This window comes from Wolbachia endosymbiont of Leptopilina clavipes (assembly GCF_006334525.1).
In the GTDB taxonomy this organism is placed as follows: Bacteria; Pseudomonadota; Alphaproteobacteria; order Rickettsiales; family Anaplasmataceae; genus Wolbachia.
Genome location: NZ_QJHA01000044.1, coordinates 1 through 18,389 on the forward strand (window position 1 = coordinate 1; position 18,389 = coordinate 18,389).

General features: G+C 34.3%; 14 protein-coding genes and 3 pseudogenes. 7 read left to right on the top strand and 10 right to left on the bottom strand.

The window, feature by feature from the left end:
- Positions 1–970: IS481 family transposase (locus OUY_RS05215; protein WP_139686882.1), on the top strand; the 970-nt coding region annotated here is incomplete at its 5' end.
- Between the two features lie 381 nt (positions 971–1,351).
- Here the strand turns inward: OUY_RS05215 and OUY_RS05220 are convergent.
- Positions 1,352–2,122, bottom strand: coding sequence for a response regulator transcription factor (locus tag OUY_RS05220; RefSeq protein ID WP_139686883.1), 771 nt, complete (start codon positions 2,120–2,122; stop codon positions 1,352–1,354).
- 322 nt (positions 2,123–2,444) lie between these two features.
- Between OUY_RS05220 and OUY_RS05225 the strand changes: the two genes are divergently transcribed.
- From OUY_RS05225 to OUY_RS05240, 4 genes and pseudogenes are all read left to right on the top strand, one after another.
- Complete coding sequence (locus OUY_RS05225; RefSeq protein WP_139686884.1) at positions 2,445–3,422, top strand: NAD(P)H-dependent glycerol-3-phosphate dehydrogenase; 978 nt, start codon at positions 2,445–2,447, stop codon at positions 3,420–3,422.
- Positions 3,423–3,441: 19 nt separating this feature from the next.
- A pseudogene (locus tag OUY_RS05230) lies at positions 3,442–3,923 on the top strand (phosphatidylglycerophosphatase A family protein).
- On the top strand, positions 3,913–4,704 hold the full coding sequence (locus OUY_RS05235) for a GNAT family N-acetyltransferase (protein WP_139686885.1): 792 nt from the start codon (positions 3,913–3,915) through the stop codon (positions 4,702–4,704). Before OUY_RS05230 ends, OUY_RS05235 begins: the two are co-directional and overlap by 11 nt.
- A gap of 35 nt (positions 4,705–4,739) precedes the next feature.
- Positions 4,740–5,876: a hypothetical protein gene (locus OUY_RS05240; protein ID WP_139686886.1), complete on the top strand. Its 1,137-nt coding sequence runs from the start codon at positions 4,740–4,742 to the stop codon at positions 5,874–5,876.
- A 3-nt stretch (positions 5,877–5,879) separates the two neighbouring features.
- On the opposite strand, the gene OUY_RS05245 is transcribed toward OUY_RS05240, so the two are convergent.
- From OUY_RS05245 to OUY_RS05275, 6 genes and pseudogenes are all read right to left on the bottom strand, one after another.
- Positions 5,880–6,668: a succinate dehydrogenase iron-sulfur subunit gene (locus OUY_RS05245; protein ID WP_139686887.1), complete on the bottom strand. Its 789-nt coding sequence runs from the start codon at positions 6,666–6,668 to the stop codon at positions 5,880–5,882.
- A gap of 54 nt (positions 6,669–6,722) precedes the next feature.
- Positions 6,723–7,181: an rRNA maturation RNase YbeY gene (gene ybeY, locus OUY_RS05250; protein ID WP_010406869.1), complete on the bottom strand. Its 459-nt coding sequence runs from the start codon at positions 7,179–7,181 to the stop codon at positions 6,723–6,725.
- 339 nt (positions 7,182–7,520) lie between these two features.
- The gene (locus OUY_RS05260) at positions 7,521–7,919 is read right to left on the bottom strand and encodes an EVE domain-containing protein (protein WP_010406865.1); all 399 of its coding nucleotides are present in this window, start codon (positions 7,917–7,919) and stop codon (positions 7,521–7,523) included.
- Complete coding sequence (gene ftsZ / locus OUY_RS05265) at positions 7,919–9,103, bottom strand: cell division protein FtsZ (protein ID WP_010406864.1); 1,185 nt, start codon at positions 9,101–9,103, stop codon at positions 7,919–7,921. The genes OUY_RS05260 and ftsZ overlap by 1 nt, the downstream gene beginning before the upstream one ends.
- Before the next feature lie 234 nt (positions 9,104–9,337).
- Entirely contained in the window at positions 9,338–9,859 is a 522-nt protein-coding gene (locus tag OUY_RS05270; RefSeq protein WP_139686889.1) for a hypothetical protein, read from the bottom strand.
- A 78-nt stretch (positions 9,860–9,937) separates the two neighbouring features.
- Positions 9,938–11,451, bottom strand: a pseudogene (locus OUY_RS05275) (YifB family Mg chelatase-like AAA ATPase).
- 120 nt (positions 11,452–11,571) lie between these two features.
- Between OUY_RS05275 and OUY_RS05280 the strand changes: the two are divergent.
- Positions 11,572–12,398: pseudogene (locus OUY_RS05280) on the top strand (polysaccharide deacetylase family protein).
- Positions 12,353–13,909: a penicillin-binding transpeptidase domain-containing protein gene (locus tag OUY_RS05285; RefSeq protein ID WP_139686890.1), complete on the top strand. Its 1,557-nt coding sequence runs from the start codon at positions 12,353–12,355 to the stop codon at positions 13,907–13,909. The pseudogene OUY_RS05280 and the gene OUY_RS05285 overlap by 46 nt, the downstream one beginning before the upstream one ends.
- Positions 13,910–14,008: 99 nt before the next feature.
- On the opposite strand, the gene lon is transcribed toward OUY_RS05285, so the two are convergent.
- The 3 genes from lon to clpP are packed head-to-tail and all read right to left on the bottom strand — an operon-like array spanning position 14,009 to position 18,384.
- Complete coding sequence (gene lon / locus OUY_RS05290; RefSeq protein WP_139686891.1) at positions 14,009–16,465, bottom strand: endopeptidase La; 2,457 nt, start codon at positions 16,463–16,465, stop codon at positions 14,009–14,011.
- Between the two features lie 15 nt (positions 16,466–16,480).
- Positions 16,481–17,758, bottom strand: a complete 1,278-nt coding sequence (gene clpX, locus OUY_RS05295) for an ATP-dependent Clp protease ATP-binding subunit ClpX (RefSeq protein WP_139686892.1) — start codon at positions 17,756–17,758, stop codon at positions 16,481–16,483.
- The gene (clpP, locus tag OUY_RS05300; protein ID WP_139686893.1) at positions 17,758–18,384 is read right to left on the bottom strand and encodes an ATP-dependent Clp endopeptidase proteolytic subunit ClpP; all 627 of its coding nucleotides are present in this window, start codon (positions 18,382–18,384) and stop codon (positions 17,758–17,760) included. The genes clpX and clpP overlap by 1 nt, the downstream gene beginning before the upstream one ends.
- Between the last annotated feature and the right edge of the window lie 5 nt (positions 18,385–18,389).

Here is an 18,389-nt window from a genome sequence, read left to right on the forward strand (position 1 = left end):
CCGCTTCAAAGAACTGTATGAAACAGGAGGAGAAGAGGCTTTACACGAGATAAGCAAAAGCAAGCCATTGTATGCAAATAGAGTGTCGGAGGATATAGAAAAAGCAGTAGTTGAAATAGCAATAGAGTTTCCAGCATACGGACAAGAAAGAGCAGCAAACGAACTGAAAAAGAGAGGAATTCTCATCTCTGCAAGTGGAATAAGATCAGTGTGGCAAAGAAACGATCTTGAAAATTTTAAAAAGAGGTTAAAGGCATTAGAAGCAAAAGTAGCTCAGGATGGTATCATTTTAACAGAAGAACAGATAACAGCTCTAGAAAAGGCTAAGGAAGAAAAAGAGGCCCATGGAGAAATTGAAACAGAGCATCCAGGATACTTAGGTAGCCAAGACAGTTATTATGTTGGTAATATCAAAGGTATTGGACGAATTTACCAGCAAACCTTTGTTGATACCTATTCCAGAGTTGCTTTTGCTAAGCTTTACACAGAAAGGACTGCTATCACAGCTGCAGATCTTCTTAATGATAGGGTAGTACCGTTCTTTGATGAACAGAAAGTATCATTGCTACGTGTTTTGACGGATCGTGGTACAGAGTATTGTGGCAGACCTGAAAATCACGCTTACCAGCTATATTTAGGGGTAGAAAATATTGATCATTCTCGAACCAAAGCTCGTTCTCCACAGACTAATGGCATATGTGAAAGGTTCCACAGAACTATGCAAGATGAATGTTACAATATTATCTTTAGAAAGAAAATTTACACCTCTTTGGCAGAACTTCAGTTAGACGTAGACCATTGGGTGCATTCTTACAATAGATCTAGACCGCATTCAGGTAAATATTGCTATGGTAAGACTCCTATGCAAACCTTTTTTGATAGTATGCATATTGCTTATCAGAAAAATATTGATAGCATTAAACAGGATGCTGATTTTGGTTTTGACTTTGTTAATTCTTCTGTCAGTTAATTCATGCTTGTCAGATTAAGTCTAGACTATTACACCTAGGCAATACATGAATGTCAGCCGTACTATGTAAATGTATCAAACATTTCACATATCCTGTACGCTCAATTTGACCACCTATATTCCTTTTACTTCTTGGCTTATCTCTTTTTGTATTTCCTTTTGAACTTAACAAAGCTTTTCCTTTAACTCATCATCCTCTATTTCTAAAACCTTATTTTCTTACCTATAACTTTTTAGCTTAGCTTCCAACTTTTCTATTTTTTGCTGCAAGTCTTTGTAAAGTTCTAAAAGACTAACCATGTTACCTCACTTTTACGATTGGTTTTTATCTTATTTCATCTACCTATTTTGTTGCTTCAATGAATGGGTGAATAAAGCATTTCATGCGTTGTCCTTCACTTGTTCTGCTTGATAGTCACTACTGCTTTCGCTTATATTAACACTAGAGTATTCTTCATCGTCAACATACTCTTTTAGAACATATCCTCTACCCCAAACGGTTTCTATGTGGCTTATTCCATCATTTGCACTTTCAAGTTTTTTACGTAATTTACACATAAAAACATCAACTATTTTGTTGTCTGAAGGTTCGTCCAAGCCATTGTAAAGATGGTTTAAAAACATTTCTTTTGTCAACACTGCTCCTTTACGCAATGCCAGCAATTCTATCATGGAATACTCTTTGTTAGTAAGGTGAACTGTTTTGCCTTTTACCTCAACAATCCTGTGATCAAAATTGATATTCATATTACCAATCTTTATCACTGATTCGGGATGGCCTTTAGTACGTCGGACTATGGCCTTAATTCGAGCTAATAATTCGCTCTTGTGAAATGGCTTGGTTAAGTAATCGTCGGCACCATACCCAAGTCCTTTAGCTTTATGGTTGGCAGCGGAGATACACGAAAGTATTAAAACAGGAACTTTGATTTTTGCACTTCTTAATCTTAACAGTATATCATATCCATCAATATCACCAGGCAGGTGTATATCTAGAATAACTAGATCGTAACAGTCTCCACCCGAGGAAACCATATTATTGTTATAATCTTGTGCAGAAGTAACAACGTTGCAAAAATGTCCATCAGAAGTTAAGGCATTAACTACAGTCCTTGCACTTACTTGATCATCTTCAATTAATAATATACGCATATTTTACACCCCATAAATAATTTATAATTTTAGTAATATATATAACCAAGGAAAGTAACAAATCAAATTTTTATTAATGAATAATAGAAATTACACTTATTAATTAATAGTTAATGTGTCGTTCCAAAATTATACAAATAGATCTAAAATACAATAGATATACTATAATAATACTATTTTTAGTAAATATTGAATAGAAGCTATTTTTATTAAAAGAATACTTAGGTTAATAGATATTAAACTATTTTATACTTTTATGTTATATTTTTAATTTACTTATTCTACAGTTTTAAATTATAAGTAATACTTTCAGGAATATTGAGTGGTAATATCAGTTTTAGGTGCTGGCGCATGGGGTACAGCAATTGCGATTTCATTAAGTAGTAAGAAAAATGTAATTTTGTGGACTCGCAATAAGGCCATATTTGAATCAATTAAAGAGAAAAGAGAAAGTGACAAGCTACCTGATTGTCCAATTTCTGATAATGTATCAGTAAAATTAGCTATTGAAGATGCAGTTAATGCTTCAGTAATAATTCTAGCTGTTCCCACTCAGTCTCTAAGGGAGATATGTCATCAATTGAATGATTGTAACCTAAAAAAAAATGTAGCAATAATTTTGGCTTGTAAGGGAATAGAAAAATCTACATTAAAATTACCTAGTGAAGTAGTCAATGAAGTTTTACCTAATAATCCTCTTGCTGTTTTTTCTGGTCCTAGCTTTGCTATAGAAGTTGCAAGAAAATTACCATATTCGATGGTTCTTGCATGTCAAAATGAAGTATTAGGTTCAAAATTAGTATCAGAGCTACAGCAAGAAAATATTAAATTGTACCTTAGTAGCGATGTTATAGGAATACAAGTTTGTGCAGCGTTAAAGAATGTTTTTGCTATAGCATGTGGGGTTGTTCTAGGTAGGTTTGGGTTTAATGCTCATGCAGCATTAATTACGAAAAGTATGAGTGAAATTAAGGCTTTATACTCAGCAAAAGTTGGTGACGGCAATGTAGATATAAATACACTACTTGGACCAGCATGCTTAGGCGATTTGGTTGTGACATGCACATCATTAAATTCAAGAAATCTATCTTTTGGATCTAAAGTAGCTAATAGTAATGGTTCTAGTGCTCAGCAGATTTTATCAGAAGGTAAGTCGGTAATTGAAGGTTTTAACACTGCTAAGTCTGCATTTGATTTAGCAGAAAAGCTAAAGATAAAAATGCCCATATGTGAAGCGATCTATAGATTGCTATATGAAAATACTTCTATAGAAGATACTATTTCTGTTCTTGTAAATTAGTTTTATATTTCGGTATATTGTGAAATTTTTATATAAATTAATATCAACATGGTGGCTATCTGGCACGGTAAAACACATGCCAGGTACTATAGGCAGCTTGGCTGCTTACCCAATTGTTCCTATATTACTCAATGACAGAATTTTAGGTACAGCAATTTTTTTTTTTTATTCTTAGTTGGATTATGGTCTACAGGCAATTATATACAACATTACAAAGCTCCGCATGATCCAAAAGAGGTAGTAATTGATGAAGTAGTTGGTCAATTGCTGACAGTACTTCTAGTTTCAATATTATTAGAACAAGAAATGAATAGCTCTGTATTGTTGGTGTGCTTTTTCTCCTTTAGGTTTTTTGATATAATAAAAGTGTGGCCTATAAATTTGATTGATAAAAATACAAAAGGTCCTTTAGGTATTATGCTAGATGATGTTGTAGCTGCAATTTTAGCCTTTGTTTTTATAGGAGCCTTTTATTGTTTATTGTTGGTTTATGCAGAATAAAAAAATTTGTTATTCAAGCTTAATTATTCAGAACCTAAAGGATTATATACTTTATGCAACGAATTTGTCCAAGTGGGAAATACATGACGAATTTGATAATGTTATATTTACAGTAAATGGTACCAGAGAATCGTTATTTAATTTTGTGTTTTGTGAAGATCAATGTACTGAGCTTTCCATATGCAGAACTCTAGATTATCTCAAAGCACGAAATATAGAAGCAACATGGATAATAAGTCCAAGTATAAAAATAGGGGGTATTTTAGAAAAATGCGAAATAAAACACGTTAGCACACCAAAAAAAGTTTTACTCAATATAAAAGATTATTTTTTGCCTGATGATGCTGTTCCAAATTTGAAGTTCAATGTTGTAAATAGTAGTGAGCTCTTAGAGCAATTAGATTTACACACTTCTAAAATTTTTTATCATAGAATTAGTATTGTTAACACATTTTTTCGCCAATTATCGAATTATGATGATAAGAGCTCAAGGTTAAGATTTTTTCTTGTAATGCTAAATAACGAAATTGTTGGAACATGCGGTCTTTATATTCAAGACAGCATAGCTGGTTTTTATAGCGATGGAGTTTTACCAATTTACAGGGGTCGTGGAATAGGAACTCAAATGGTTCTAGAAAGAATAAAGATAGCTAGGCAATTTGAGTGCAAATACATAGTAGCACATTGCATGAAACCTTCTGTAAACCTTTATAAGAGATTAGGCTTTAGGGTATTGGGCAATCTTCACTTATATACCTCTTCAGTACAATCTCTTTGCTGAGAGGTTACAAATTTTTATATTTGTTTTAGAATGCTATGTTTTTTTTGTATGAAATAGTTTTACTACTAATTCTAGTATTCTTCTTTTTCTCATATTCTAAATTAAAAATTAGTAATAAAATTAAGGACTTACAACATCAAAATGTTATCATAAATAATTTAATAGATACTGTGAATGATGGATTTTATATTTGGGACGCAAAAAAACGTATAGAAAAATTTTCTCCCAATTTACTAATTTTGCTTAATACTGTTTTTTATTCATTTAATGAATTTGTAAATTTTTTTGAGCAATCAGAAAGCTTAATTAAAAGTTTTGCTGAGGCAAAGGAAATAAATAAATCTTTTACTCTAGATTTAAAGTCAAAAGACAGTGAGGTTTATTGCACATGTTATGGTAAAAGCATAATAGATTATTCTAATAATGTGATTGGTGTGTTGTTATGGATAAGGAATATCTCCGATTATAAGATAAAAGCTAATGAACTTGAGTTAGAAAATAGTAAGCTTATGCGAGAATTGGAGAACTATAAAAAAATTTTTGACTCTTTACCATTTCCAATACTGAAGTACAATAAGAATAAAAAAGTAAGGTTTTATAACTTATTTTATGATAAATATATAGGCAGCTCTAAAAAATTTACTGTTGCAAGTGGCTCCTATAACGTAAAACCAGGAGAGTGTGTAATAACTTACAAGAACGAACCTAAGGTTTTTAATTTTGTTGAAGTTCCAGTGCAAAATTCTAATAGCATAGTAATGTATGGAAAAGATATTAGTGATGAAAAAAAATTACATACTGAGCTAAGCAATTGTTTAGCTGCACAAGAAAGTTTGCTTGAGAAGCTATCGATTGCTGTAGCGATATATAGTAAGAATCAAAAGCTAAAATTTTATAATAATGCTTTTATAAAAACTTTTCAGTTTGATCCAAAATTTTTGGAGTCTTATCCAACTTATCACGAGATTATGCTTCACCTATTTGAATCTAAAAAGCTTTTAGGAAAAAAGGATTTTCAAACTATTAATAATCAAAGACATGAGTTGTTTAAAAGATTACTGGAATCATATGGTGAAACAATACATTTCATGAATGGAAGAACGTTTAGAGTATTAACAATACCCTGTGCTTCAGAGGGTCTACTATTTTCTTACGAAGAGTGCCAGAAATAACACTCAAATTCCTTCTCTCTCTACCATAAGCTGTTTTACTTTCGCTATCGCTTTTGCTGGGTTAAGCCCTTTCGGGCAGGTTTTTGTACAATTCATTATTGTATGACAATGATACAACTTAAATGGGTCGTTTAAAGAAGCAAGTCTTTCTTCTTTCTTATTATCACGACTGTCAGCAATCCATCTATAAGCTTGCAGTAATACCGCTGGCCCTAAAAATTTATCACCATTCCACCAATAGCTTGGGCAACCAGTCGAACAGCAAGCACATAGTATACAATCAGACAGACCATCCAATTTTTTTCTATCTTCAGGAGATTGAAAGTATTCTTTATTTTGTAAGGCAGATTTATCTGTTTGTAACCAAGGTTTAATCGATTTGTATTGCTCATAAAATTGGCTTAGATCTGGAACTAGATCCTTTACTATATACATATGAGGTAGTGGATATATTTTTACTTCACCTTTTATATCATGTATAGATTTAGTGCATGCAAGAGTGTTGGTACCATCAATATTCATTGCACAAGATCCGCATATTCCTTCTCTGCAAGAGCGTCTAAAAGTTAAGGTTGAATCTATTTCATCCTTTATTTTTATTAATACATCAAGTACCATAGGGCCACAATTATCCATATCGATAAAAAATGTGTCTATTCTTGGATTTTTATCATCATCAGCAGACCAACGATAAATTTGAAATCTTCTAATATTTTTTGCTCCAGTAGGAGTAGGATAAACCTTGCCCTTTTTATTAACTTTAGAATTTTTTGGTAAAGAAAACTGAACCATATTGCTTACCTTTTACAGCTAAAAACCCTTTTTTGTAAATAACATATTTTGGTATTATCTACCATACTTTTCCTTTTCAAATTCAAACAAAGCTAAAATCTTGCTCTCTAAACTTTTCATTATAATTTCTTCATCTTCTTTTTGATGATCATAGCCAAGTAAATGCAGCAATCCATGAACTAACATGTGTGCAGTGTGAGTGAGGATAGATATACAGTACTCATGAGACTCTCTTTCTATTGTATCTACTGCAATTGCTATGTCTCCTAGATCACATTCACTAGATAACTGTTCGCATGGAAATGATAGTACATTAGTTGGCTTATCTATTTCTCTAAACTTAAGATTAAGTTGATGTAGCAAGTTATCATCAGCGAGAGCTATTGATATATTTGGTTTATAATGATCTATTTTTAATTCTTTTAGAGAAGCGTTAATAATATTTAATACAAAACTCTGTGGGTCCTTCGTAATACTATGCCACCTCTTATCAAGAATATTTACTTCTAACATGAATAAAGCACCAGAAAGGACATTATCCCATCACTTGACATTGGAACCCAAAAAAGAAGAATTATAGACCATCGTATCATACACACAACTATACGAATATTGTACACTAGAAGTATGTCATCCCAGTGCTCCGACATTGGGATCCAGGAATTCTGATTAGACATTAGGTGAGTGAATATAAAAGCTATATTAAAACACAACATTTTTAATGTGGTTGCATTACAGCTGGATTCCAGTGTCAAGCACTGCTTTGTGTTTGATGAAAAATTTGCTACTTCGAAACAAACACTCATACAGCTGTATGTTGTGTGCTGAGGTAATATTGTTTGGCAACAGGTATTACACATCACTCATCCTTATTATTTCATTCCATTCAGCCTCTAAAACCGGAGAAACTGATAAACGTGATTGTTTTAATATAACCATATTTTTCAAAAGTGGGTTTTGTTTTATACTGTTTAACGTCACTTGGTTACTTAAAGGTTTCAAAAGTTTTACATTCACTAGTCCAAATTTGGAATTATAAACATGATAATACTCCTTTAATACTTCAACTATTCCAAGTATAACTCTCTCTTTACCCGTATGATAAAAAAATGCAAGATCGCCTAATTTCATAGCTCTCATGTAATTTTGAGCTTGATAATTGCATACACCATTCCACTGCGTCACCTGCTCCTTTCCCATTTTTTGCCACGAGTATTCGCTTGGCTCTGACTTGAGTAGCCAAAATTGCATTATTTTTTTCTTCTTAAATAAGCTGGTATATCATAAACATTGCTACCCCACTTAACTCTTTCGTTTGTTTGCTCAGTTGAAGCATATTCTTTTGTTTCTAATATTGGAATTTGATTATAAGGCCATTTAAAATTTTTTTCCTCTGCTGGGATCTTGTTTTGATTAACAGATGAATTGTTGTTACAGCTATCAATGCCAGTTGCAAGAACAGAAACTCTAACTCTTCCCTCCATCGCCTGATCAAAAGTGGCACCAAATATTATATTTGCATTTTCATCCACTTCTTCACGCACTCTATTGGCTGCAGCATCAACTTCAAATAGAGTCATATCTCCACCACCAGTAATATTAATCAATATTCCTTGCGCACCTTTCATTGATACATTATCAAGCAATGGATTAGATATCGCAGCCTCTGCAGCACTAATTGCCCTATCTTCTCCTTCTGCCTCTCCAGTACCAATCATTGCTTTACCCATCTCACTCATTACTGTTTCTATATCAGCAAAATCAAGATTAATCAGTCCTGGCATGATCATCAAATCAGTTACTCCTCTTATGCCAATATGCAGAACATTATCGGCGAGTTGAAATGCGTCAGCAAATGTAGTTTTCTCGTTAGCAATTCTAAATAAATTTTGATTGGGAATGACAATAAGTGTATCTACGTATTTTTGCAACTCTTCAAGTCCAAGCTCTGCAATGCGCATACGTCGCACACCTTCAAAACCGAACGGCTTAGTTACAACTCCAACAGTCAGTATCTTTTTTTCTTTTGCTCCTTTATCTTTAACTACCGCTCTTGCTTCTCTGGCTGCTTTTGCAATTACCGGTGCAGCACCTGTTCCAGTACCACCACCCATCCCTGCTGTGATAAAGAGCATATGGCTATCCTTTATATGCTCCATAATTTCATCAATTGATTCTTCTGCTGCACCTTTACCAACATCAGGTAAAGCACCAGCACCAAGACCCTTAGTTAAGTTGATACCAAGTTGAATTTTTTTATCACACAATGACTTCTCTAACGCTTGAGCATCGGTATTTGCTACGACAAAATTTACCCCTTGCAAATTGGATTGGATCATGTTGTTTACAGCATTTCCGCCAGCACCACCCACTCCCACAACGGTAATCCTTGGGTGCAATACAGGTAGCTCTGGTAAACTAAGGTCGATTGACATTTAAATTTTACTCAAATATTAGTGAATCCACTTGATAACAAGTTACTGCTTTTTTAACAATATGCAAACATTTTTCATTTTGACATACGCAAACAGTAAACAAGATTTACTTATTCTTAACATTGTTAATCAGTAGGTATAATAATTGCAGGCTTTCAAACAGCACTACTTAGAATGCAAAAAAAAATTGTGAAAAAGGGATAGAAGCCTATCCCTTTGCTTTGTCAAAGTTACTTAGAGAATGCTTTTTGCTCCCCCAACTGCTGAGACAACAGTATCAAAGAATGTTGTACGGACATTTTCATCATTACTAAATTTCAGCTCACTACCATCAAATTTATAGTTATTACTTTCTTTTTCACAAGCATTACGTATACCTTGCTTTACTTTCTCAATTTGACCCGCCTTACTACTGTTCATATATACATACACAGGTGCAGTTATTAAAGCTGCTACTGCAGCAAGAACTACCAAACTAGCAACAAGTGGATGAGCAAATGCAAATTTAGACATTGCAGTAATCGCAGGATTAACAAGTGTTTCAGCTTTTGTTCCAACTGTACCAACAAAGGTTGCATAAGCTGGACTTAAAAAATAAGCAGCTATAAGTGAAGTTACTAGTGCAATTTCTGCAAAAGTAACAGTTGTTTTATAATTTTCTTTTACAAGGTCCCGACCTTGCACAGGAACTTCTTTAGCTGCTGACAAAAGTCCTTCATCTCTATATTTATCTTTTATTGCTTCAATTTTATTCATAATTTTACTCCAAAAATATTAAAATTTCACTAATGATAGTATATGGCAAAAAAAAAGTTGTCTGTCAAGTCAATTAACTTATTTATATATTCTTATTCTGTAATTCAGCGCTTCTGCGATGTGTGCTCTTTTTATTTCCTCACTTTTCGCAAGATCTGCAATGGTTCTTGCGACTCTTAATACACGTGTATAGCCTCGATTGGAAATGTAATTTTCTTTCAGTACGTATTTTAGCAATTCTAACCCTTCCTGATCTGGTTCAGTGAATTTATTTAATGCTTCACCACTGACTTCTGCATTGCAACGAATATTAAATTTACTATAACGCTCAGTTTGAATTTTTCTCGCTGCTATCACCCTTCCTCTTATAACCTCGGTACTTTCTCCCTCCACAGAGATTTCAGGAGAAAGTATGCTAACGTTTGGCATTTCAATGCATATGTCTATTCTATCAAGCAATGGTCCTGATATTTTGTTTTTGTAATCTGTGCCACACTTTGGAGCTTTGTTGCACGATCTACTTGCATCACCTAAATAACCGCACCTGCAGAGATTCATTGCAGCTATAAGTTGAAAATTAGCTGGATAAGTAATGTGAGCATTTGCACGTGCAATAGTAACTTTTCTATCTTCAAGTGGTTGACGTAGAGAATCAAGTACAAGCCTTGGAAATTCAGGTAGCTCATCAAGAAATAACACACCATTGTGAGCCATGGTGATTTCCCCAGGCTTTGCCATTTTTCCCTCCCCCTATCATCGCTGACATCGAGCATGAGTGATGAGGTTCACGAAAGGGACGAGTTACTTTAAATGTTTCGTTACCGGCTTTTGTTATGCTAGAGATGATATTAACATCAATCATCTCTTGTTCAGTCAAATCGGGTAATAGCCCTATAAATCGCTTAGCAAGCATTGACTTTCCAGTACCAGGAGGTCCAACAAGAAGCATATTGTGTCCACCTGCTGCTGCAATTTCAGCTGCTCTTTTTGCAACAACTTGACCTTTAATATCCTTTATATCTGGAACTGAATTTTTTTCTTTGGGTGCAGCGCTATAGTTAAAAGTTACCGGCTGAATTAACTGCTCACCCTTAAAATGTCTGATAATATCGGTTAATTTCTCTATAGCTAGAATAGAAACATTCTTTACCCATGAAGCTTCTACTCCATTTCCCCTTGGGCAAATTACTCCTTTATTTGCCTGTTTTGCATTGATTGCTGTTGGAAGTACTCCTGAGATTGGTATGACTCTGCTGTCTAGTGCAAGCTCGCCCATAATTATATAAGACTGAACTTTTTCAACTGGTATCACATTCATTACAACAAGTAATCCAACAGCAATAGCTAAGTCATAATGACTACCTTCTTTAAGCAAATCCGCAGGGGGAAAGATTAACTGTGATTCTTTTTGGAGGTAACAGAAGATTGATTGAATTTAACGTTGCTCTGATACGCTCTCTGGATTCTGCAACAGTTTTATCCGGCAGTCCAACAATATTAAAAGCTGGAATACCATTTGCCATGTGAATTTGTGCATTAACATTTACTGTGCTGGTTCCCTGAAGTGCAACGGTATTTATATTTGCAATCATACTATATTATATAAAGTTATTAATATAATATATTGACAAAGTAACGAAGTAAACAGTAGCTGTTAAAGGTGGTTTAATTTAGCAAAAAAGTGTAGTACTCTAGCACTTTGCTGATTATATATGTTTATAAGAATAATCGCTTTTCTTTTGCTATATTCAAGCGCAGTTTTCTGTAGTGATTGTAACTTTAACTTACCGTATCGTGGGCTCAATTGTGATTTGGATCTATCATATAAAAATTTAAGTAATATAAAGAAATTAACGATAAGTTCGTTGCGCTTACGTTTGATGATGGTCCATCTTATAATAGATCGGGAGATATTATTAATATTCTGGAGAGCAATAAAACAAAAGCGACATTTTTTTTGCTTGGTGAACGCATAAATAAAAAAACATCTAAAATAGTAGAAAAGATCCATCAAGCAGGTCATGAATTAGGTAATCATTCTTGGTCGCATAGGAAGTTGACATCACTTTCAAGTGAGGAGCAATTGCAAGAACTGGAAAAGACAAATGTGGCAATTAAAAATGCAACAGAACAGAATGTAAAATGGTTTCGCCCACCATATGGATGTCATAACGATAATTTGATCAAAAATACTAATCGATTAAATATGTATTCCATATTATGGACAGTCGATTCTCTGGATTGGCAAGGTGATAAATCAGAGATTTTGGTTGAAAGAGTTTTAAGCAATGTACATAATGGAGCGATTATATTGTTCCATGATCGCGATAACAAATCAAATACAGTTGAAGCTTTACCTCAGATTATTGAAATACTAAAAAAATCGGGTTATGAGCTTGTTACCTTAAGTGATTGGGAAAAGAGGATTTGTGATGTGGTGAAAGCTAGAAATATGCCAATAAAAGGAGAAGGAGTGCGTTCTAAAGGAATTCTATGTGGACAAAAAACAAGGTCTTCAACCGTAGGTCATTCATATTAGGTGGTATTCAGCTTACTATTTCTGCTATTTTTAGTTATAGGTTGTATACTTTACAAGTACGAGATAGACAAAAATATGAAGTGCTATCCAATAATAATAGGATAAAAGTTGTTACTATTGTGCCTAAACGAGGCAGGATTTTGGATAGGAATAGCGTTGAACTCGCAGTAAACAAAATTTCGTATATTGTTTTGTTTGATGGGCAAAAAAACTTTACTAGGGAAGTTGACTTGCAGATGTTATCGGAAATTAAACCTGATGCGATAAAATCATCAGAAAGAAGAATAACTGCTCTTTATAAACGTTACTACCCATTTGGTTCGATATGTTCTCATATAATCGGATACACGAAAAGACAGCAAGGCATAAACGAGGCAGGGGTTAGTGGCATTGAATATACATATGATGATATATTAAAAGGCAGGACAGGCAAGTCTGAGCAGGAAATAAATTCTAAGAAGCGTATCATGAGAGAGTTGTCTAGCATACCTCAACAAGACGGACAAGATGTACAGCTGACAATTGATGTTGATTTACAGAAAAAAATCGCAGAGATATTTAAAGACCACCAAGGTTCCACAGTGGTAATTGATGTAAATAACGGAGAAATTTTAGCATTGTATAACTCACCTTCTTACGATAATAATCTTTTCACTAGCAGATTATCAAATGAAACTTGGGAAAGTTTAAATATTCCTTCGTTACCGCTTGTAAACCGTGCATTATCATATCAAATTCCACCTGGTTCAATATTTAAAATAATAGATGCGCTTGCGGGTTTAAAAGATGGAATAATAACACCAGAAGAAAAGTTCTCGTGTAGGGGCTATATGAAAATAGGTGAACGAAAATTTCGTTGCCTAAAAAGCAAAGTCCATGGATATGTATCTTTAAACGAGGCAATGGCCTTCTCATGCAACACTTACTTTTATAATATAGGAAAAAAAATAAATGTAGATTCTCTACTAGAAATGGCTAGCAAATTTGGTATAGGAAGTGGACCATTAATTGGAATGTTTAAGGAAGAAGCTCCGGGATTGTTGCCTGACATGAATTGGCGTGCACGCAAGCTATATTCAGAGTGGTATTTAGGTGATACCATTAACTTAGTTATAGGACAAGGGTATTTACTTACAACGCCATTACAGCTTGCGGTTCTTGCAGCGAGGGTTGCAACAGGAAAGGAGGTAATTCCCCACATTGAGATGAGTAAATCAGGGCAAGACTTTCTTGATATTGATGTGAATCATGAGCATCTTAGTGTGGTTCGAAAAGCTATGTTTGACGTGGTGAATTCGAACTATAGAAAAGGACTAGGCAGTATACAAATTGCTGGCAAAACCGGTACACCAGAGATAAACTCTAAAGGTGAAAGTCATAAATTGTTTATCGCTTATGGCCCCTACCATGATCCGCGCTATGCAATCTCAGTGTTTATAGAACATGGTAAAACTCCACGCCAAGATGTTGCAATTGCTAGTGAGATATTGCAATATATGCTTGAAAAATGAACTTATGAAATTGCCATATATGTTACTTGTAATTTATATATTCAAATCAGAGCTTTGAGGTTAAAAAAAAGAAACGAAAATTGCATAAACCTTTTCAATTTAGTGCTTTAATGTTTCTGATGAAGGGAAGGTATTATCCTTATTTTCTATGGAGCTAGACACACTAATTTCGTTATTATCATCAATTGAAGTAATAGGGTGCATCAAAGCAACTTTTATAACTTCATCAATATTCTCAGCAAAAATTACATTGATTTCTTCTTTTATATTTGCAGGAATCTCTTGCATATCTTTCTCATTTTCACTTGGTATAATCACAGTTTTGATTGATCCTCTTAGCGCAGCAAGCAATTTTTCTCTCAAACCCCCAATAGCCAACACTCTACCACGCAATGTTACTTCACCTGTCATAGCAACACTTTTGTTAACTGGTATATTTGTCATAAGAGAAACAATAGATGTACATACTGCACTGCCAGCAGAGGGACCATCTTTTGGCACAGCACCCTCAGGTAAATGCAAATGTATATCATTATTTTGAAATTTTTCGGGTTTTATACCGAAAAATAAACAATTTGATCGCACATAACTATACGCAGCTTTTATAGACTCTTGCATAACCTCTCCAAGCTTTCCTGTGTATTTTATTTCCCCCTTGCCCGGAATTAGGACTGACTCTATCATTAAAATATCACCACCTGTTTCAGTATAGGCGAGACCAGTTACTACCCCTACCAAACTCTCATTTTCTGCAATGCCAAAGGTATACTTACGTACCCCTAGGTAATCTTGTAAATTACCAACCTCTACGGATATTTTCTTATTTTTATCAGTTAATATTGCTTTAACTGCTTTTCTCATGAGCTTTGCAAGTTCCCTTTCCATGCTTCGCACGCCGCTCTCACGTGTATATAAACGTATCAACTCGTATAATGCTTCATTAGTTATTTTCCACTCCTTCTGATGCAAACCATGCTCTTTTTTTAATTTTGGAATAAGGTGATGCGTAGCAATACTGATCTTCTCATCTTCGCTATATCCAGATAATTGTATAATTTCCATCCTATCACGCAAAGGATGTGGCAAATTTAAGCTGTTTGCCGTAGCTACAAACATTACACTTGAAAGATCAAATTCAACTTCCAAGTAATGATCCGTAAAGTGTTTATTGTGCTCAGTATCCAAAACCTCAAGTAATGCAGATGCAGGATCACCACGCGAATCAGAACCCATCTTATCTATTTCATCAAGCAGAAAAAGCGGGTTGCATGAATTAGCTTTTTTCATGTGTTGAATGATTTTACCAGGCATTGAGCCAATATAAGTTTTTCTGTGTCCTCGTATTTCAGACTCATCACGTATACCACCAAGAGATATGCGAACAAAATCTCTTCCTACTGCTTTTGCCATAGACTTAGCTAAAGAAGTTTTACCAACACCAGGTGGTCCAACTAAGCAAAGTATAGGACCCTTTATCTCTTTTACTCTCTTTAATACTGCTAAAAATTCTATTATTCTATCTTTTACTTTCTCTATGCCATAATGATTTTCATCTAAGATTTTTTTAGCCGCATTTAAGTTAATTTTTGCATCTTTGTACTTTCCCCATGGCAAATCAAGCAACCAATGCAAGTAACTAGATATAACTGTTGCTTCAGGAGAAATGGGATTCATTTTCTTATATCTCTTTAAGTCAGTTATGGCTTTCTTTTTTGCTTCCTCAGAAAGCTTTGTTTCATTTATCTTTTTTTCAAATTCATTGAGTATATTCCCTTCATCTCCATTTTCAAACTCACCTAATTCTTTCTGTATAGCTTTTAATTGCTCATTAAGGTAGTAAACTTTTTGAGTACTTTCAACCTGTGATTTAATTGTCTTATACAAGCGGTTTTGTGCACTCAAAATACTTATTTCTCTCTCAATAAGAGCAAAAACTTTTTTTAAACGCTCTTTTGGGTTATAAACTTCAAGTATGTTTTGCTTATCTGATACCTTTATATTTAAGTGCGAAGCTATCATATCTACAATTTGATTAACCTCTTTAACTTGATCAATGGGGTCAATAATAATCTCGGGTCGACTTTTCTTGCTTAGTTTACACCAATTGTCGAATGCATCTATAACAGAACGCCTTAAAGCTTCTAAATCAATATTATCTTCATTTTCTCCATACTCATAATGACCATCTAACGCTACTCTGGCCTGTAACAAAGTGTGAGAGCTAATATATTCTATAACTCTTCCCCTTCTTACCCCATGAATCATGACTTTTACTGCATTGTCAGGCAGTTTTATTAATGGTTGTATAATGTTTGCTAACACGCCTACTTCATAAAGATTCTCTGGCTCTGGATTATCAATAGAACCATCTTTTTGTGCTATGAGAAAAATCTCGTTTTGGTGACTACTGCTACTTATTGCATACTCTAGTGCATGAACAGATTTTTCTCTACCTACGAATAAAGGCAACATTATATTTGGAAAAATTACTACATCTCTTAGAGGTAATACTGGTAATACAGTAGAATTAAAGTTTACAGCACGTCCAATACTCATAATATATGCCTCAAATTAATCATTAACCGTTATAACACTACCCTTATTATTATGATTAATCGTCGCTTTGCCTAATTCTACCATTTTCTTAGTAACCGTTATAGTGCTACCTTCAAAACCTCCGTTGCCGGATATATACATAACATCAAGCAAAAGTGACTCTAAGATAGCACGTAACATCCTTGCACCTGTTTTATAGCTTATAGCTTTTTTAGCAATAGCTGATATTGCTTCATCTGAAAACTCAAGGTTTACTTTACTAAATGCAAGCAATGCTTTATATTGTTTTACTAGCGCATTTCTTGGCTCTGTCAACACATGTATTAAATCCTCGTGATCCAGCTCATCTAGAACAGCAGTTATTGGAACCCGTCCTACAAATTCGGGTATCAAACCGAATTTGATTAAGTCCTCAGGTTGAGCATCGCGTAAAGCATTTTTTTTCTTTTGTGCTTTAGACTGACTTATATCTGCTCCAAAGCCAACTGATGTTCCCTTTTTTCTTGCCTCAATAATTTTATTTAGGCCTTCAAAAGCTCCTCCACAAATAAATAGTATGTTACTAGTGTCTACTTGTATAAACTCTTGTTGCGGGTGTTTTCGCCCTCCTTGTGGAGGAACATAAGCAACCGTACCTTCCATGATTTTTAGTAGAGCTTGTTGGACCCCTTCACCTGAAACATCACGGGTTATTGAAGCGCTTTCAGACTTTCTTGTGATCTTGTCTATTTCATCGATAAACACTATACCATGCTGTGCCTTTGCAACATCATAATTTGCAGCTTGTAATAGACGTGACAACACGCTTTCTACATCATCACCTACATAACCTGCCTCAGTCAAAGTTGTCGCATCGGCCATAGCAAATGGCACATCTGAAACTTTAGCAAGTGTTTTTGCTAGCAAAGTCTTACCAGAACCAGTAGGGCCAATAAGCATTATATTTGACTTCTCAATTTCAATATCACTTATAGAATGAAGTTGCACCATGGATTGACAATGGTTATACATAGCCACAGATAAAACGTGTTGCGCATGTTCCTGACCTACAACATGCTTACTAAGAAAATTTTTTATATCTTCAGGTTTCTTTAGCAATAGCTTCATATCAGATATATAATCTGAATTAAAAGCTCTCTCTTTCTTTTGACTTATTGCTTTATGGGATAACTCTATGCATTCATTACAAATGAACACCTTTAAACCATCTGAAGAGTTAGTAATCAATTTATCTACTTCGTTTTGTGCCTTGTTACAAAAAGAACAGTAGTGTAAATCATTATTGTTATCCATTAAACTACCTTTTGTTTAACCTTAATATTTTCAATCTTCATATCTTTACGCTCAGCTATTACTTTATCAATCAAGCCAAGTTTCATTGCTTCTATAGGATCCAAAAATTTATCTCTTTCCATCATTCCTTCAATCTTCTTGAGTGAATGCCCAGTATGTTTTTCATAAATTTGATTTAGCTTTTTCTTAATTCGCAAAATTTCCTTAGCATGTATTTCTATATCAGTTGCTTGACCTTGATAACCACCAGATGGTTGATGTATCATAATTCTTGAATGAGGTAGAGAGTGGCGCTTACCTTTCGCACCAGCTGCAAGCAACAAAGAACCCATAGATGCAGCTTGACCTATACATAAAGTTGAAACGTCTGGACTTATGTACTGCATTGTATCGTAGATTGATAAACCAGCAGTTACAACACCGCCTGGCGAATTAATATACATATGAATGTCTTTATCAGGATTTTCCGATTCTAAAAATAAAAGCTGTGCTACTATTACGCTGGCCATGTTGTCTTCAATAGGGCCAGTTACGAAAATTATTCTTTCTTTTACTAGCCTTGAATATATGTCATAAGCCCGCTCACCGCGACTAGTTTGTTCAACTACAATTGGTATAAGAGTCATACCTT

What these genes read in the sequence shown, in the direction of transcription:
- OUY_RS05220 (WP_139686883.1), bottom strand. Translation starts at nt 2,122, where the DNA reads ATGCGTATATTATTAATTGAAGATGATCAAGTAAGTGCAAGGACTGTA.
- OUY_RS05235 (WP_139686885.1), top strand. Translation starts at nt 3,913, where the DNA reads ATGCAGAATAAAAAAATTTGTTATTCAAGCTTAATTATTCAGAACCTA.
- OUY_RS05240 (WP_139686886.1), top strand. Translation starts at nt 4,740, where the DNA reads ATGTTTTTTTTGTATGAAATAGTTTTACTACTAATTCTAGTATTCTTC.
- OUY_RS05245 (WP_139686887.1), bottom strand. Translation starts at nt 6,668, where the DNA reads ATGGTTCAGTTTTCTTTACCAAAAAATTCTAAAGTTAATAAAAAGGGC.
- ybeY (WP_010406869.1), bottom strand. Translation starts at nt 7,181, where the DNA reads ATGTTAGAAGTAAATATTCTTGATAAGAGGTGGCATAGTATTACGAAG.
- OUY_RS05260 (WP_010406865.1), bottom strand. Translation starts at nt 7,919, where the DNA reads ATGCAATTTTGGCTACTCAAGTCAGAGCCAAGCGAATACTCGTGGCAA.
- ftsZ (WP_010406864.1), bottom strand. Translation starts at nt 9,103, where the DNA reads ATGTCAATCGACCTTAGTTTACCAGAGCTACCTGTATTGCACCCAAGG.
- OUY_RS05270 (WP_139686889.1), bottom strand. Translation starts at nt 9,859, where the DNA reads ATGAATAAAATTGAAGCAATAAAAGATAAATATAGAGATGAAGGACTT.
- OUY_RS05285 (WP_139686890.1), top strand. Translation starts at nt 12,353, where the DNA reads ATGTGGACAAAAAACAAGGTCTTCAACCGTAGGTCATTCATATTAGGT.
- lon (WP_139686891.1), bottom strand. Translation starts at nt 16,465, where the DNA reads ATGAGTATTGGACGTGCTGTAAACTTTAATTCTACTGTATTACCAGTA.
- clpX (WP_139686892.1), bottom strand. Translation starts at nt 17,758, where the DNA reads ATGGATAACAATAATGATTTACACTACTGTTCTTTTTGTAACAAGGCA.
- clpP (WP_139686893.1), bottom strand. Translation starts at nt 18,384, where the DNA reads ATGACTCTTATACCAATTGTAGTTGAACAAACTAGTCGCGGTGAGCGG.